Raw genomic sequence first — 17,390 nt, forward strand, 5'->3', positions numbered from 1 at the left:
AGTGAAACGGCTTGTTTTTAAGCGTTCAATTCTGTTTTATGCCCTTTTACTACACTACGTTTGAATGTAGTTGCTAATATAGTAACCATACTTACTATACCAATCCAAACGAGTACAGTAACAGGTGTATTCCAGCTTAACCCTTTTCCGAAGAAGAAGATTTCTCTTAGGCCTTCAATCATAAATTTCATTGGTAACCATGAGTAAACCCAGTCTTGATAAAACGGAGACAACATCTCAGGTGCTAATGATAATAACGGTGCCCCGAAGAATAGTAATAAAGCGAATAAACCGATTCCTTTTAGCCCAACTAATGAAAGTACCGCAGATATCATTAAGAAGAAACTAAAAGAAGTAATGGATAAGAATAGAGCTGTATCCGTGAAGTTCGAAATATTTAATCCTACCATCCCATCTGCAATCCATGTAAGACCAAATCCAATTACAAGTGCCGCAATAGCTCCTGTTACGATTTGTTTTACTTTCAATATAAAGTTTTCTTTTCGTGAACTTACCGGTATTTTACTAATCGCAATAAAAATAATCGCTGCGCTCGCTAAACTTGCAATCCATAACGGCTGGAACAATGATATTGGTGAATTACCGTTCGCACTATTTTTGCCGACCTCATTCACATTTTTCACGCTCTTTACAATAGGTGTTACTAATTTCTCAGCTTGATCTGTTGTTACAGTAGCTCCTTTTGCTTTCAACCCTTCTAATATTTGCGTACGAACATTATTGTTCATATTATCAACCACGCCATTTAATATTTGTCCTGCCATAGTTGATGCAGCCGTATTCATTCCCTGATTAATATATATTTCTATCTCAGGTGAAGATGGCTGTGGCGTTCGTAACGATGCTTGTTTTGCGCTAAATTCTTTCGGAATGACTAACGCTGCATAATACTCTTTATTATTTAACCCTTTTTGAACTGCTTCCTTATTTTTCACTTCTACCCACTTTACCGCAGGTTCTTCATCTGATTTCGATGATTTTTTCACCATATCAACAATTGTTTGCCCCATATTCATTTTCGATTGATTTGGAATTTCTACACCTTGATCCTCATTTACAATTGCAATTGGCAGGTTTTTCGGCTGAGGTTGAACTGTCGGGAATAATGTTAATGAAAAAATAAAAACAATAAGTAGTGCAATAACTGGTGATAAAAATAACAGTTTGTTTTTCAACATTCTCTTTTCTCCTCCTTTAACTTCAGTTACAATAAGCGGACAACGTGTTGTTTATTTATATTTTGAATTATATGTTTGAGTTAAGCCTTATTCAATAATCAAAAATCTCGAATGTGTCGGTTATAAGACACATTTTCTAAATGTGTTGAAAAAATAAAGGAGGGACATGCCTTGCGCGATAGTAATTTAGATTTACGCGTCATTCGTACGAAAACTGCCATACGAAATGCATTGGTGGAGCTAATTGAAGAAAAGGGTTTTGACGCCATTACAGTGAAAGATATTACAACGAAAGCAAACATTAATCGAGGTACTTTCTATGCGCACTATCAAGATAAATTTGATTTAATGACAAAATGCCAAGAAGAAATTATGCATGAGATGTCTAGCATTGCAAAAAAAAAATTTCCAGAAGTGATTGCGGATCTTGGATCAAATCCTTCCCCAACAATGCCGTTTCTACTTATCACTTCTATTCTTGAATTTCTAAATGAAAATAGTGGTTTTATAAAAGCTGTACTTAGCCCAAAAGGAGATTTATCATTCCAAACAAAACTGAAAGAGTTTATGTGGAAAACATTATTTGAAGATACGAACGGTCCTCTCATTAATAAGGAGAGTTTACTTGTTCCAAGCCAATACTTAGCTTCTTATATGGCATCTGCACATATAGGTGTCATCCAGCAATGGTTAAATAGCGGGCAAAAAGAATCACCTGGGGAAATTGCCCATATTTTATCAATAATCGCAGTTCATGGACCTTTTTATGCAGCTGGCTTAAAGAAATAAGCCCGCTTGCTTAGTGATTTCTATCATTTTATTAATAACTTGAAATTTATGTTTCTGTAAAAAAAGCTGTTGAAAGGACTCCCCTTCAACAGCTTCTACATTATTAACGATATAAACGAACTGCACCTGCAGAATTATCATCTGCTTGTCCAACTACTTCAAATTTCAATCCAAATTTCGGTAATTTACGTCCTGCATCTGGGATTAAATCATTTATATACAATTTAGAGTCATCAAACTTCGTTACACCTGGTAATCCTTTGTAATCATATGTTCCGCGTGTTGGAGATACGACTTTCCATGCTGGCGTTTGGTTAAGGGAGAACGCAGCATCTGCGATTTGGAATCGTGTACTATTTTTAACAGTTGGTTTTCCGTTTAGCGTTCCAACAATTGCCTCTGGGTGAGAGTCAACAACTCCTAAGAAACCTTCACCTGGATGTAAACCAACCCAATTATCTGTAAAGCTAGAGTCTGCATACCATACTAGAAGACCTGTATTATACGGTACACCATTGCTATATTTTAACGCTTGATCAGCACCAGCATAGTTTCTCCACTCTAAATAGTAGTTATGCTTTTTCTTATCAAAACCGTCTGCTACAACGAAACCATTTAATTTAAATTTCGTTTCGCCTTCTGCATCATCAGAGAACACAACATTTCCATCTACAGTTAATGTAGCATTATCAAAAGTAAAACCGGTCGGCGCTAAACCACCATCTGTAATGTATTCGAATACTAATTTTACTTTTTGACCTTTGAATTTGCTTAAATCATAAGACTTATCTACCCATTTACCATCTGTTGTGTCTAGACCATTTTTCACATTCTTTTCACCAATTCGATCCACTAACGTTTTCGTGCCATCTTCTTTCACTGCATGTACTTCAAGGAAGTCATAATCCGTTTCGATTTCATACATTGATTTGTAATCAAACTTCGCGTTTGTTGCATTTGTTAAATCAAACACTGGCGTTTCTAATGTTGTATGAAGGTTATCACCTTTTGTACTATAGTAGTACTTCTTACCGAATGCAGGCTGAATACCTTTCACCTCTTTATCTGGTAAGTTAACGCGAATCAGTCCAGGACGATTTGATTTCGTTACACTTTGATCTAAATACGTCGCATAGCCAATACCACGATTTAATTTATTATAGTCAACCTCTACAATATTGGCCCAGTTTCCACCTATGTTCTTTTGAAAGAACTCTTTGTTTTGCGGAGAGAAACTCGGTGGCGTTGTTCCTGCAATCTTACCAGCCCAGCTACCGCCACTCATAACAGACCAGGAGTTAATTGGCTCACCTGCTCCTGTGTACTTCGTATCATACTCATCTGGAAGACCTAAATCATGACCAAATTCATGTGCGAATACACCAACTGCTCCGTCTTCTGGCTCAATTGTGTAGTCGTATGCTGCCATCTTACCGCCCCAGTTATCAACTTTTGCTTTTGTTCCTTCAATTGGATATGGTGTTCCAAGGTGCCAACGATGTGACCAAATTGCATCATCACCTAGTCTACCACCGCCCCCATCTTGCCCAACTCCAGCGTGAATGACCATTAAGTGATCGATTAGACCATCTGGTTCATTTTTATTGCCATTACCATTATTGTCATATTGATCGTATTCGTCAAATTCAGATAAATCAATACCGCTTTCTACAGCCGCATTTAATGCCTCTTTTACAAAATCACGAGGTCCTTTCGGTCCCAGATTATCATGACCGCCATCTCCTGCATCTGCGCCATAATCTGCCGCATTACCAGGAACTGTCAACCACTTTGTTACTGTGCCATCTACTGTATAACTACCACCAGATTGCTCTTCATAATATTGTTTAAATGTTGGTACTTTTGAACCGTCAAAGAGTGTAAATGGCTCATTACCAAATAACATTTTTTGATAATGTTCTGGATTAAAATCATTTGAATACATATAACCTGGTACTTGATCAATATTGTTATGCTTAAAGTCAGCAAACTCTACTAGCAATACGAGAACTTTATCTTTACGAACATCACCGTTATATTGTTTTTGCTTCGCTGAAGTAGTTGGTACTTTGCCGTTTAATCCCCCTTTAATCGGCTCTTGTCCCGCTACTGGACCACTAGCAGGTTGATCTGCTTTTTCTTTCTCATCTGCTTTTGCATCTTTAACTTTTTTCAAAAAGTCAGCAGCTTCTCTCGTAACACTATCCCCCGTTGCTGGTTCTTTTCCCGCATTTTCTCCTTTTTTCTTCTCTACGTATTTTTCAACAGCTTTTAATGTGTCTTCTTTCGACGTAGATTCACTAATTACACCGCGCTTCTTGAGCGCATCTGCTAAACGCTCCTCTTGAATTAAATTTTCATCAATCGGACTTAAAGTTCCTCCATTAGACGACGTTGCCGCATAAACAGATTGACCCCCATACCCAAATGTGCAACTAAGCACAGCTGCCGCCGCAAGCGTAGACAGCACTTTAAAAGGCTTTTTCTTCATCCCTATTCCTCCCCAATATTAAATACGATACAACGTTTATATATTACGGAAAATTCAGATAATTATCAATGCATTGTCTGAATTTGTAATATTTTTGAAAAAATCCTTTGTTTTAGATGAACATACATTCTGATTCATCAATATTTCAGAAAATATTGATGAAAGTTGATAAAACTATTAAAATCTCTGTATATCATATGCTCCTTTTTATTTCATTCTTCCGTTTCAATTAAAATCATAAAGAAATCGTCCACTATATTTAGTGGACGATTTCTTTATTTATCTAAAATACAACTATAGCACTTCAATATATCCTTCTGTTCCATGTACCCGAATTCGTTGCCCATCTTTTATTAGTTTCGTAGCGTTCTCTACTCCAACAACTGCTGGCAGGCCATACTCACGTGCAATCACTGCTCCGTGCGTCATAAGCCCGCCGACTTCAGTGACTAACCCTTTTATAGAAACAAACAAAGGTGTCCAGCCAGGATCAGTAAATGCCGTAACTAATATATCTCCATCTTCCAAATTCGCGTCTTCCATGTTTAAAATAACACGTGCTCTCCCCTCAACCACTCCAGAAGAAACAGGCAAACCTACAATTGCTTCAGCCGGGAGATTTTCACGTTTGTACTTACCTGTAATGATTTCTCCATCAGACGTGATAACACGCGGAGGTGTTAGTTTTTCATATAATTTGTACGCATTTTTTTGTTTATGAATAATCTTGTAATCTAGTTTATTTGTGCGGACGACTTCGTGAAGTTCTTCAAAAGTTAGATAGTATATATCTTCTATTTCATCCAGAACATTATTTTTCACAAGTTTCTCTGCTTCTTTCAGTAATGCCTGCTTATATATGAAATAACGATGAATCATGCCGTATTTCGGATATTCACGATAACCAATGAAATTACGGAGGTTACAAATCATTCTCTTCGTCTCTTCTACTTTTTGTTCCCCATCCGGCAAGTGCTGCAATCGCTCTAACAGCTCTGCTTCTTTTTTCAAAGCTTCCTGCAGCCCTTCTTCAAACTTCCATTTACTAGCACCATATTCAAAGTCCCTTATATGATTTAAAATCATCGGTATAATTGTAGCTGGCTGTTCACTCCAGCGAGTTTTCGTAATGTCAATTTCTCCGCTGCATCTCATTCCATATTTATTTAGAAAGGCATCGATTGCATCCCGAACTTTTTCCCCGCCTTTAAACTGAATTAATTCATCTAAAAATCTGTCATCTTCTACATGCTGTAAATACGCAATGACTTCCGGATACGGCCGGATCACATCTGCCACATCTAATAACGCTAGCCCCATTTCTGACGTAATATTATGTTGTACAGATTGTGAAAGTACATCTGCTGCATTCTTTTCCCCTAGCCATTGTTCTATTTTTTCATTGATCCATGATAAAGCATTCATACCTGCCATAATTACAGCCATACTTTGCGGATGAAATAATATTTTCTTTAATTGCTGGATATCTTCTAAAATAAAACTAAGTACATCTGATCCTGATTTCATTTGAATGTTTTGTTTTAACTCTTCGATCGATGCTTCACTATTCTTTATTAAATCCGTAACGATTGCTGGATCATTTTCGATTTGTGGTTGTGAGCCTGCAGGCGGCATTCTCTTACTATTTTCTTTTTCATCATCCGGTAACAATTTGATAAAATTATCTCGCTCTATTACAGTCATTAATGCATCTTTAATAAGCGGCTCCGACTCACCTATTGTATTTAATAAAAACTCCCTACTTGCAGGTGAAGCCAATCTTTGTGCAACATCAACAAACAGCCTTCCCCCAGCTTGAAACCTTGGTCCGAAAGATGTTAATTGAAATAAAGACATTCCTAATGGCTTCAAAGGATCAGTCATCATTTGCTGGTGACCAACCGATACATACACGTGATTTTCTCCATCATTTACTTCTGGAATTGGATATAAAGTCGTAATCGGCCTACTTTGGACTATATAAAATGTATCATCAACTAAGCACCATTCAATATCTTGCGGACAACCAAAATAAGCTTCGATTTGTCTTCCGATGCGTGCTAGTTGTAAAATTTGTTGTTCAGTAAGTGTTTGAACTTTTTGCTGATTAGGAGAAATTTTCTTTGTCTCTGTTCCGCCTTCTTTTCGTCCATAGATAGCTAATTTTTTCGTTGCGATGACCTTTTCGACGATTTCGTCTTCTTTTACCTTATAATTATCGGCAGAAACCAATCCAGATACTAGCGCCTCGCCAAGTCCAAAGCTGGCATCGATTGATAACACCTTCCTATTCGAAGTAATCGGATCCGCAGTAAATAAAATCCCTGAAACCTCAGGGAAAACCATTTTTTGAACGACAACACATATAGAAACTTGATTATGATCAAAACCATTTTGCATTCGGTATATAACCGCTCGATCTGTAAATAAAGAAGCCCAGCATTTTTTAATATGCTGCAAAATGTTTTCTTTTCCAATAACATTTAAATACGTATCTTGTTGACCAGCAAACGAGGCATACGGTAAATCTTCAGCAGTAGCACTCGAACGCACTGCATATGCATGTTCATCGCCAAAGTGCGAGAGATAATGAGCTACTGATTCCACTACATCAACTGGAATTTCCACCGCCATAATGACTTCTCTAATCTTCTTACTAATTTCACCAATTTGATCTCGTTCCTCAATTTTTAGCATTGCTAATTGATTCAATAAAGTTTGAAACGCTCCCTTTTTTCCGATGGCCTGTTCATACCCTACCGTTGTAACACAAAATCCTTCTGGCACTTGTATCCCTTGAATATTGGATAACTCCCCTAAATTCAATCCTTTTCCACCAACGAGAAAAAGCTGCATTTTTTCTATTTCCTGAAAATCGAGGACGAAAGAACTCATTTGGCACCTCTCCTTACTATTCATGTGCTCTTGATTGTAACAGTAGTAAATGAGAAGAAACAGTCTATTTCGAACGTAAATTACATGATATAATTAAGTTAGGAAGAGATCATCACTCCTATTTCCCTCTCTAATTCACTTCAATTACATCACCAAACTTAAACATTCTTTGATTATGAAAAGCAATCATTAGACATAATGGATTTCTATCGACCTTTGTTATGTATTTTTTATATAAACCCACATTTTAATATCCTTATATACCTTTTATTAAGCCATAAATTCGCCAAAATGAATTTTCAAGATTAGGGAACTATAATGTCGTATTAAAATATATTAAGGTGGAGAAAAATTGGACAATGAAATGGATTATGGAAATGATTACAAGTTTATTCCAGCGACTTCAATTGAAAGTGGTCACGGCATCGAAGTATTACCAGACTTATTTTGTTACACGATTCAAATCGTCAATATATGCTTTGTTGGAAATCCTGAGACCAATGAATTTGTTTTAGTTGATGCTGGAATACCTAAATGTGCAGCTGAAATTATCTCTATCGCTAAAGATCGATTTGGTACCACTAGTCGCCCAAAAGCAATTATTTTAACTCACGGCCATTTTGATCATGTTGGGGGAATAATTGAACTCATCAAGTATCAAACACTTCTCCGTAATGTAAAGGTTCATTGTGAGGATTTCCACTTAATATACCCATTTTTAAATTCCTACCTTTCGAAAATATCATAATAAATATTGATTTCAATATTGAAATCAAATTTTTAAGTATGCTTTTTCCTGCAAAAGATTTTCTACTATACATGGAAAACACCTTTCCAACACTGCGTGTTTATTGTTTAGGAAAGTAGTTTACAAATAAAAGACTCAAAGATTATGAAAGAAGATTATCAATAATCTTTGAGTGAGGATCTGTTTAATATAAGGGCTTTTATTTTTATGAATACACAAAAGAAATTGATTTACATATTTGCTATATTTTATGCCAATTTACTTAGCGGTTAGCTCTACCACCAAGTTGTTGTTCTGCCATTGCTACTAAACGTTTTGTAATTTCACCACCAACAGATCCGTTTGAACGAGCTGTTGTATCTGCACCAAGTTGTACACCAAACTCTTGTGCAATTTCATATTTCATTTGATCAAGAGCTTGTTCAGCGCCTCGAACTAATAATTCATTACGACTTCCACTATTATTGTTTGCCATATTGTTTCACCTCCGATGTTGTTAATATGCTACAAATTATGAAAAAACAATTATCCTTTTTATGGTAAATGTATTATGGATAAAAATTGATTTTTTTCTTAAAGTAGGGCAAAACATATAAGAAAGAATAACTGATATAACATACTTTCATAACAACACTATGTATACTTTCTAATTCCCTTCAGTAAATAAAAGAAAGATTTCTATTTCACCAAGAGATTAAATAAAATTATGTTTTGAGACATAATTCAAAAGGAGATATGAGATGAAAGCTGTAACCTATCAAGGACCAAACCAAGTACAGGTTAAACAAGTGGATGATGCAAAATTAGAAAAAAAAGATGATATTATTGTAAGAATTACTTCAACCGCTATTTGTGGTTCTGATTTACATTTATATCAAGGCAACATGCCCTTACCTCAAGGATACATTATCGGCCATGAACCAATGGGAATCGTTGAAGAAGTCGGGCCAGATGTCACTAGAGTGAAAAAAGGCGATCGTGTTGTCATCCCCTTCAACGTTTCTTGTGGACATTGTTTCTATTGCCAACATGAAATGGAAAGTCAATGTGATAACTCAAACCCTCATTACGATTCTGGTGGATACTTTGGTTATACAGAGAAATTTGGTAATCATCCAGGAGGACAAGCAGAATATTTAAAAGTTCCATTTGGTAATTTCACTCCATTTGTTATACCGGAATCATGCGAACTTGAAGATGAATCCCTATTATTTTTATCAGATGTTTTACCAACAGCTTATTGGAGTGTAATAAACTCAGGCGTTAAGCCAGGTGATACTGTTATCGTCCTTGGTTGTGGACCTGTTGGATTAATGACACAAAAATTTGCTTGGATGCAAGGTGCTAAACGTGTAATTGCAGTGGATTACTTAGATTATCGGATGAATTATGCAAAAAAGATTAACAATGTTGAGGTATTTGAGTTTACAAAATTCCCCGATATGGGAGAACATTTAAAGGAAATTACACATGGTGGTGCTGATGTAGTTATTGATTGTGTGGGGATGGATGGAAAAAAATCGCCTCTAGAATTTCTGGAACAAAAATTAAAATTACAAGGTGGAACTCTCGGTCCTATTCAAATCGCTACGAAAGCCGTAAGAAAATATGGAACGGTTCAAATGACCGGCGTTTATGGTGGCAATTATAACGCCTTTCCACTCGGGGCATTTTGGGTTAGAAATATTAATCTTAAAATGGGACAAGCACCTGTCATTCATTTTATGCCGGAACTATTTGAAAAAATAACAAATAAAGAATTTGATCCAAAAGAGATTATTACACACAAAATTCCCCTTGAAGAAGCGAGCTACGGTTATCAGATTTTTAATAATCGTGAAGATGATTGTATTAAAGTTATTTTAAAACCTTGAAAATTGTTATGTGACTGAACCTTTTATTTTTCTATGCAGTAGACTGCTAAAAATAAACCTACTGCATAGAAAAGTATTCTAATCAACCTCAATTACATCACCAAACTTTAACATTCTTTGATTATGAAAAGCATCGGTACAAGTAATCGTCTCCATTAATGGATTAATATCCACTACTGTTATGTAATTTTTATATAAATAACCATCTTTATAATATGTAAGTAAAACCTCTTCCTCACCTAAAAATGAAGTTAATAGCTTATTTTCAATCATTTCTTTTGCATCTTGTGTTACAATTGGACGCGAGGCTTTCGTTTGCTCCTTTATCATTTCTTTAATAACTGCGAACTGCTCCGGCATACTGGCAAACGGTTGCCACTTTACCATACCTCTTCCTTTTGGCATATTAGCATTCTTCACGATTTGTGCCCTCCTAATAATGTGTTTCTATATCTTGCTGTTGCGACGCTTGTGTAAGAAATCCCACGTAAAATACTGTTCTTACCAAATCGTGTTCGAATTTCGTCCATAACTTTCGTTAATCGTATTTCTTTTTCTCTTTGTATAATGTTATCGAAAAGCGAAATTTGCTCTTCCCCTTCATTAATAAGGTTTGTTAATGAAACACTTACTGATCGAATCGGCTCTCCTGTATGGCGCTCATATAAAAAATATGTACAAACATTATAAATATCCATCGTTAAGTTTGTTGCTCTATTTAACGTATGTGCCTTTTTTATTCCCCCACCGTATTTCTTGCTATATCCAACTGAAAAATGAATTGTTTGCGCGCATTTCTTTTCTCGTCTCAGCCTATAACAAACCTCTTCTATATGCTCTAATAAAATAACTATGAACTCTTCTACCGAATAATCACGCAATAATATTTGGCTTTTCGCTATAGATGTTGTCGCTGGAACGTATTTTTCTGCTATTCTACTAAAATCAATTCCGTTACTATGTAGATGTAATTCTTCTCCTATTACACCGAATGATTGCTTTAAATATTTCAAAGGATACTGAGCTAATTCTCCAATGGTATGTATACCTTTTCGATTCAATTTCATTTCTGTTTTATACGATATACCCCAAAATTTACTGAGCGGTCTAATACTCCATAACTTCTCGGGTATATCGTCATACGTCCACTGCGCTATTCCATCCCTATTCTTTTTCGCTTCCACATCCATCGCTACTTTACTTAATAATAAATTAGGCCCAATACCAATCGTACTTTCAATCCTTGTACGTTCATATATTTCTCGCTTAAACTTTAATGCGAATTCGCGCGGATTACTGGCAAACAAATGAATACTTGCAGTCATATCCATAAAAAATTCATCGATACTATATTGATGAAAATCTTCCGGTGCGACATACTGCAAAGCCAAACCCGTTATGAAAGTTGAACATTTCATATACGTATGCATAATTGGATTCACAATAATAATATCTGGTCGCTTCGGTATTTCGTACAAACGAGCCATCTTCTTTATTCCTAACGCTTTTAATGGCGGTGTTGCTGCTAATACAATTGATCCGCTCTGATTCACATCCCCTACGACAGCCAATTTTGTATATCTTGGATCAAGTCCTTTTTTAATACATGATACGCTTGCATAAAAGCTACGAAGGTCTACACAAAGAATAATACGATTCGGTAAAAGAGAATAATCATACAAGGTTATCACTCCTAACAAAAGAACATTTGTTCTTATTATATACGAACTAATGTTCTTTTTAAAGGTATTTCTATGAAAATTTTGGTTAAAATGACCGGGCTTTAAAAATCTAAAAACACTTAAGAGCCCTACAATATTCAAATACTGTTTTCACCATTAGGAGATGACACTGTATTTAGTTCTAAAAAATCTCACTCAATGCATACTACATATAATTAAGAATGATATTTACGCGCTATCAATCACGGTTGGAAAAACTCTGTATACAAAACAGCTAGAATTTCAAGTAACTGATGAACATAAAAAATACTAAAATTCATTTCAGCTTTCATGTCTCTAATTCATATATTCTTCTAAATTTATTTTCAGCAAAATCTCCTATAGCACCTGTGCCAAGATTCATCTGCATAACTAGTTACATTCTCCTTTTTGCTATTATTAATAGCTTAGTAATAAAAGCTGTTAAACAGCAAAGGTGCGAAGTCTTAAATTAGACTTCGCACCTTATACAAATTTATAATCAGTGACGATACAAACACAAATGCAATAATATATACATAATAATCACTCATTATATCTGTTACTTCTTTAATCGGCTAGAGAGAATACAATATATAAACCAATCCTTTTACTTAGCCATCTCTCATGATTGGTTTGATTATTCCTAGATACTTAACGCCTTCTATACTCATTTCAAGCGGTAATCCATTCCGATTGAAATTACAAATGACAAAATTTTTCTGTTTTTCCTTTTTGCCTACTTGCTAAATTCAGCAATTAAAACGTTTTTAAAAGACTCTGGATTATTAATGTTAAAACTGTTCGAATTGATAGCAAGTGTATGTTTGCCTCCAAGTGTTCCACCAGCAAAAGTGGAAAACCCTAGAACGCCACCTCTGTGTCCCCATACCGAGACACCGTTCGGAAGCTTAATTTCAAGGATTCCAAGACCATATCCGGTTCCCTCTCTATTTGTAGGAACTGTAGTAAGCATTTGTTTTAACTGCTGTTCCTTCAGTAATTTACCACCTAGTAAGTAAGAGAAGAATTTGTTTAAATCATCAGCAGTAGAAATCATATCTCCATCTGAGCTACCTGGGTTAATATAAGTAACGTCTTTTAGCTCACTCGCTCCGTCTAGTTGCAAATAGCCACGGGCATGCTTGGTGCCTGGAATCACACTTGAATTACCAGGTAGAAATGTATTTGACAAATCAAGCGGTTCAATAATTCGGTTTTCAACCTCTTCCGCATAACTGTTGCCAGTTACTTTTTCAATAAGAATCCCCAGTAATACGTAACCTGTGTTTGAATAAGACCAACCCTTTCCTGGTGCAAAATCTGGGGGAAGAGAAATCCCCATTTTGACGAATTCTTCAGCCGTATACGATTTTTTTGTATCCATAATATCGAAGTCTTTTGAATTTATATAATCAGCAATACCACTTGTATGATTCAATATTTGCCGGATAGTAATCTGGTTACCATCATATCCGTTTCCTTGAATAACACCAGGTAACCATTTTTCAATGGAGTCGTCTAGATTCAAACGGTTCTCTCCAGATAATTGAAGTAGAACTGTTGCAATGAACGTTTTCGTCACACTGCCAATGCGAAAGCGAAAATCTGCTTTCATTGGTTTCTTAGTTCTCATATCCGCTATCCCAGCGGTATAACTCCAAGTTTTACCACCCTTAGAAATTTGAGCGAGTATTCCCGGGTATCCAAGTTGCAGTTCATCTCGTATTGCTTTCTTAACGGAATTACGATCGCTTTGCGTACTTGTTTGTAACGAACTAGATACATTTTGCGTAGGTTCTGCTTTTACAACTGATGTTGGTGTTATGTATAACAGGGAACTTCCACCTATTAAAAGTGCTAGACTTGCACATGTAATTTTACTGCGTGTTTTCATAAAGAATTCCTCTCTTCTATTAAAATTGTATAGATAGTTGATAGAAGTGTCATATACGAACCACACAGCTATCCATTCTCCAAATGATGAAAAGGCAACAATGCATTTGCAATCATTGTACTTATTATTTTCACAAAACACTCTTGTTACTGATTGTTTGTTTTATATGTAGGCCGTAATTGTTCCCCCCCTTCACGCCTCCTTATATTTTTATCCTACACAATGAAAATCTCTTTTTTCTTACCTATTCCTTACAAATTCCTTACATTCAAAATCACTTGTACACTAGGGTTGAAGTAGCATCTGTGCCCGAAAGCGCCAAAAACACCGATGCTTTTCGCTTCAGTGTTTTTGGCGCTTTGCATATTGAAGATTCATTTTACTCTTAACAGGTTAAATTGCTGATTTTTTCTAATACGATTATTCTTCTTACTATATAAAACAAATTTCATAGTATTATATGAAACACTTCTCAAGTTGTCATTAAGGCACATTATTCTAAATTTATTAATGTAGTTGAGATGGACTCACTTTTTGAATTTGAACGAGTATATCAAACGCTTTACCTAATGATATATCAATAGTTTTTGGTATATCAGGCCCTTCGGTACTTATTCCAGCGAAAATTGGATGTTGTTCGTTTAACCAAGTTTTTGTCACGCCGTTCGCCTTACGTAAATCAATAAAAAATTGATCTTTTTTCACCTGTCCAAAAATGTAGTTATAACTGTTTGGATCATCCGATTTTAATGTTCCGTATGGGCCGAATTCACCATCACTATTAATTGGCCACAGTAAGACTTTATTTCAAATCAAAAAAATAGATTACCTGTACACTAAAAAGTATAGGTAATCTATTTGTTTTTGAGATTAATAAAAAACTAATTTATTTTTTGAATTCTTCCATCAATAATAGACTGAATTGGTTCTTTTGATTTTTTTATATAATCTACTAATGCTTCAAAATCAGTTGGTCCTGTTTCAGCATCTTTACCGTTTTTAAAGGATACAAATCCATCTCCACCTGACGCTAGAAATGCGTTCGCAACGACGCTGTAAGTTTTAGAAGGATTAATTTCTTCTCCATTTGTTAGGCGAATACTTGTTACTTTTTCTCCATTAGGCTTGTTCGCATCCCAAGTGTATTGGATCCCTGAAATTTGAAGCATTCTTGTTATATCTTTTTGCCATTGTTGATTTAAAATATCACGAATGTCTTGACCTGTTAAATTTACTTTTATTAATTGATTTCCGAATGGTTGAATACCATATATCTCTCCCCATGTAATATCACCAGCATCTAAGTCATTACGAATACCACCAGGATTCATAAGTGCAATTTGGGATTGCATTGTTGTACGCTGGGCATCAGCAACTAAATTTCCGAGAGTAGATTCACCAGCTGTATTTTGTTTGCGATCTAGTGGAGCAATAGACTTACCTACAACTTCATTAACAAGAGGCGCGATTTTTGCTTGATATTTCTCCATCTTCTTCTTTATTTTTTTATCAGGCTCCATGCCTTCATGATAAGTTGTAACAATTTCTGTTTTTTTCTCAACAATATCTTGTGTCTTACGATCAATCTTTACATCAACATCAGCAAAAGCCATACCATAAGAATTTGCTTGTACGACAAGTTTATTATTAACAGTTCCATTTACATAAGTGTGGCTATGCCCACCAAAAATAACATCGACTTCTGGATCAGTCTCATTTGCTAATCGGACGATATCACCATTTGTTACGCCGTTCCCATCTGTAATACCTCCGTTATGTGCAAGAACAACGATAGATTTAACGCCTAGTTTTTTTAATTGCTTTACGGATTTGTTAATAGCTTCAACTTCATCTGTAATTTCTACATTCTTTAGCATAGTAGGCATAACAAGGTTAGGAACATCCGTTGTTACGACTCCGATAAATCCAACAGGAACTCCTTGTACCTTTTTTATAGTGAATGGTGGTAAAAATAAACGACCGGTGGATTTATTATAGAAATTTGCAGCAACATATGGGAATTTTGCTCCTTTAAAATTTCCTGTTTTCTCATGGTGTCCACCATAAATAAGGCGGTTCATTTCTTCAACACCTTCATCAAATTCATGATTTCCTATCGTTCCAACATCGAATTTCAAATCATTTAGAAATTCAATCGTAGGTTCGTCTTGTAATAATGCTGAAACAGGAGTACTTGCTCCAACAACATCGCCGGCATGTACTTTTAATGTATTTGGATTTTGTTTTTCACGATCACGTAAATAAGCCCCTAAGTACTCAATTCCCCCTGCATCTTTATTGTTAATTTTTTTTACAGTATCTAGTTGCCCATGAAAATCGTTAATACCGAGCATTTGTACATCTATGTAGCGGTTTTGTTCTGTATTCGCTTGGATTGAAGGCGCAGCAAATACACTAGTAAAAGTAACTGTACTTAATGCTAAAGCAACTGGAATGATTTTTTTCAACATAAAATTTCTCTCCCCTAATTAAAATCTGACATAATACGATGTTATTTTAATATATTAAGAGAATTATTTCCACAAAAATTCTACCAATTATAAAAATTAATAAGATTTTATTGTTTTCTGACAAGATATTTCTTCCTCAAAAAAATGTATATTTCTTTGTTTTGAGGATTATTCAAAATATTATCTTGATAGTAATATAACAATACTTCTAAGAAATCTAAAAAACCCTAATCAATATATTTTAGCTGTTAAGAAGAGTATTCAATCCAAAATTAATAGGGATTTATCAACCTAACATCTCAATATCACCATTTAAAAAGATGCTCCTGGATTTATCCAAGAGCATCTTTTATAAAGCTTTATTTTTTACTTGTTTATAATTTATCAATTAACAATTATATAGTTGTAATCAGTCATTTAAAAATAATAGGAGTGCTTCATTAAATTCTTTAGCATGCGTTGCATTTAGCCCATGTGGACCACCCTTTATTAAGGCTACTTTAGAATTAGGAATTGCTTCATGTGTTAATTTCCCACTATATTCATATGGTACAGTTGCATCAGAATCACCGTGAATAATAAGAGTAGGTATATTAAACTTCTCCAAGTCTTTTCTAAAATCTGTCTTACTAAAGGCGGTAATACAATCAAGTGTTCCTTTAGGTGATGCACTGGCTGCAATATCCCAATTATATAAACGGAATGGCTCACTAACTAAATCTGTTCGATTACCAGCCGCGAAAAATCCCTTAGTAAATTCATCAAGAAATGCAAGGCGGTCATTTATCACACCACTTTTGAATGCTTCAATTGTTGCATCATCTAATGCCCCTTCAGGATGATCCTCTGATTTGTATAAATATGGAGGTACTGCTCCAGCAAAAACAGCCTTTTCAATACGATCTGTTCCATACGTACTAATATACCGGGCTACCTCGCCTCCACCCATAGAAAAACCAACAAGTGTGACATTTTGAAGCTCTAAATGTTCTAATAGTTGATGTAAATCAGAAGTAAAGGTATCATATTCATACCCTTCCCACGGCTGAGATGATTTTCCAAACCCTCGACGATCATACGTTATAACTCTGTATCCAGCCTCAACAAGAGCTGGAACTTGGTATTCCCAAGATCGACCGCTTAACGGCCAACCATGAATTAGTACAACTGGTTTTCCTGTGCCATGATCCTCATAATATATCTCAATTGGTGCTTGATTTTCGGTTCCCACAGTAATTTTAGCCATGCTTCTACCTCCAAAAAGTATTCTAATATGTATCCTTTTCTTCAATAATCCGGATGAATCTCACAATCTATTCATGCACG

General features: G+C 35.4%; 11 protein-coding genes and 2 pseudogenes. 3 read left to right on the forward strand and 10 right to left on the reverse strand.

Annotated features, from left to right (window positions below; translation table 11 throughout):
• Positions 1 to 17: 17 nt before the first annotated feature.
• Positions 18 to 1,199, reverse strand: a complete 1,182-nt coding sequence (locus tag AC3EMB_RS15210) for a YhgE/Pip domain-containing protein (RefSeq protein ID WP_488517106.1) — start codon at positions 1,197 to 1,199, stop codon at positions 18 to 20.
• A 171-nt stretch (positions 1,200 to 1,370) separates the two neighbouring features.
• Here AC3EMB_RS15210 and AC3EMB_RS15215 point away from each other — a divergent pair, with 171 nt between their 5' ends.
• Positions 1,371 to 1,988: a TetR/AcrR family transcriptional regulator gene (locus AC3EMB_RS15215; protein ID WP_001205675.1), complete on the forward strand. Its 618-nt coding sequence runs from the start codon at positions 1,371 to 1,373 to the stop codon at positions 1,986 to 1,988.
• 103 nt (positions 1,989 to 2,091) lie between these two features.
• Here AC3EMB_RS15215 and AC3EMB_RS15220 read toward each other — a convergent pair whose 3' ends face one another.
• Positions 2,092 to 4,479 carry an immune inhibitor A domain-containing protein gene (locus tag AC3EMB_RS15220; protein ID WP_488517107.1) on the reverse strand — a complete coding sequence of 796 codons (2,388 nt, stop codon included), beginning with the start codon at positions 4,477 to 4,479 and terminating at the stop codon, positions 2,092 to 2,094.
• A gap of 294 nt (positions 4,480 to 4,773) precedes the next feature.
• Positions 4,774 to 7,374: a phosphoenolpyruvate synthase gene (gene ppsA, locus AC3EMB_RS15225; RefSeq protein WP_488517108.1), complete on the reverse strand. Its 2,601-nt coding sequence runs from the start codon at positions 7,372 to 7,374 to the stop codon at positions 4,774 to 4,776.
• A gap of 352 nt (positions 7,375 to 7,726) precedes the next feature.
• Between ppsA and AC3EMB_RS15230 the strand changes: the two are divergent.
• Positions 7,727 to 8,032, forward strand: a pseudogene (locus AC3EMB_RS15230) (MBL fold metallo-hydrolase); the annotation flags it as partial.
• A 352-nt stretch (positions 8,033 to 8,384) separates the two neighbouring features.
• Here AC3EMB_RS15230 and sasP read toward each other — a convergent pair.
• Positions 8,385 to 8,597 (reverse strand): small acid-soluble spore protein, SasP family, encoded by a 213-nt coding sequence (gene sasP, locus AC3EMB_RS15235; protein ID WP_000002841.1) that lies wholly within the window; start codon positions 8,595 to 8,597, stop codon positions 8,385 to 8,387.
• Positions 8,598 to 8,862: 265 nt separating this feature from the next.
• Here sasP and AC3EMB_RS15240 point away from each other — a divergent pair, with 265 nt between their 5' ends.
• Positions 8,863 to 9,996, forward strand: a complete 1,134-nt coding sequence (locus AC3EMB_RS15240; protein WP_454429562.1) for a zinc-dependent alcohol dehydrogenase — start codon at positions 8,863 to 8,865, stop codon at positions 9,994 to 9,996.
• A gap of 78 nt (positions 9,997 to 10,074) precedes the next feature.
• On the opposite strand, the gene AC3EMB_RS15245 is transcribed toward AC3EMB_RS15240, so the two are convergent.
• The 6 genes and pseudogenes from AC3EMB_RS15245 to AC3EMB_RS15270 form a co-directional block, all read right to left on the reverse strand.
• The gene (locus AC3EMB_RS15245) at positions 10,075 to 10,416 is read right to left on the reverse strand and encodes a YolD-like family protein (protein WP_078400233.1); all 342 of its coding nucleotides are present in this window, start codon (positions 10,414 to 10,416) and stop codon (positions 10,075 to 10,077) included.
• Positions 10,413 to 11,678, reverse strand: a complete 1,266-nt coding sequence (locus AC3EMB_RS15250; RefSeq protein WP_454429561.1) for a Y-family DNA polymerase — start codon at positions 11,676 to 11,678, stop codon at positions 10,413 to 10,415. The genes AC3EMB_RS15245 and AC3EMB_RS15250 overlap by 4 nt, the downstream gene beginning before the upstream one ends.
• A 757-nt stretch (positions 11,679 to 12,435) precedes the next feature.
• A complete protein-coding gene (locus tag AC3EMB_RS15255; protein WP_454429560.1) occupies positions 12,436 to 13,593 on the reverse strand; it encodes a serine hydrolase domain-containing protein in 1,158 nt (385 codons plus the stop codon).
• 507 nt (positions 13,594 to 14,100) lie between these two features.
• Positions 14,101 to 14,376, reverse strand: a pseudogene (locus AC3EMB_RS15260) (erythromycin esterase family protein); the annotation flags it as partial.
• Between the two features lie 98 nt (positions 14,377 to 14,474).
• Complete coding sequence (locus AC3EMB_RS15265) at positions 14,475 to 16,064, reverse strand: bifunctional metallophosphatase/5'-nucleotidase (RefSeq protein WP_488517109.1); 1,590 nt, start codon at positions 16,062 to 16,064, stop codon at positions 14,475 to 14,477.
• A gap of 409 nt (positions 16,065 to 16,473) precedes the next feature.
• Entirely contained in the window at positions 16,474 to 17,310 is an 837-nt protein-coding gene (locus AC3EMB_RS15270; RefSeq protein WP_001074311.1) for a bromoperoxidase, read from the reverse strand.
• Positions 17,311 to 17,390 lie beyond the last annotated feature (80 nt).

Source organism: Bacillus sp. LQ16 (genome assembly GCF_057784645.1).

Bases quoted from the DNA above. Each gene is read 5' to 3' on its own strand.
- AC3EMB_RS15210 (WP_488517106.1), bottom strand. From the start codon at position 1,199: ATGTTGAAAAACAAACTGTTATTTTTATCACCAGTTATTGCACTACTT.
- AC3EMB_RS15220 (WP_488517107.1), bottom strand. From the start codon at position 4,479: ATGAAGAAAAAGCCTTTTAAAGTGCTGTCTACGCTTGCGGCGGCAGCT.
- ppsA (WP_488517108.1), bottom strand. From the start codon at position 7,374: ATGAGTTCTTTCGTCCTCGATTTTCAGGAAATAGAAAAAATGCAGCTT.
- sasP (WP_000002841.1), bottom strand. From the start codon at position 8,597: ATGGCAAACAATAATAGTGGAAGTCGTAATGAATTATTAGTTCGAGGC.
- AC3EMB_RS15240 (WP_454429562.1), top strand. From the start codon at position 8,863: ATGAAAGCTGTAACCTATCAAGGACCAAACCAAGTACAGGTTAAACAA.
- AC3EMB_RS15255 (WP_454429560.1), bottom strand. From the start codon at position 13,593: ATGAAAACACGCAGTAAAATTACATGTGCAAGTCTAGCACTTTTAATA.
- AC3EMB_RS15265 (WP_488517109.1), bottom strand. From the start codon at position 16,064: ATGTTGAAAAAAATCATTCCAGTTGCTTTAGCATTAAGTACAGTTACT.
- AC3EMB_RS15270 (WP_001074311.1), bottom strand. From the start codon at position 17,310: ATGGCTAAAATTACTGTGGGAACCGAAAATCAAGCACCAATTGAGATA.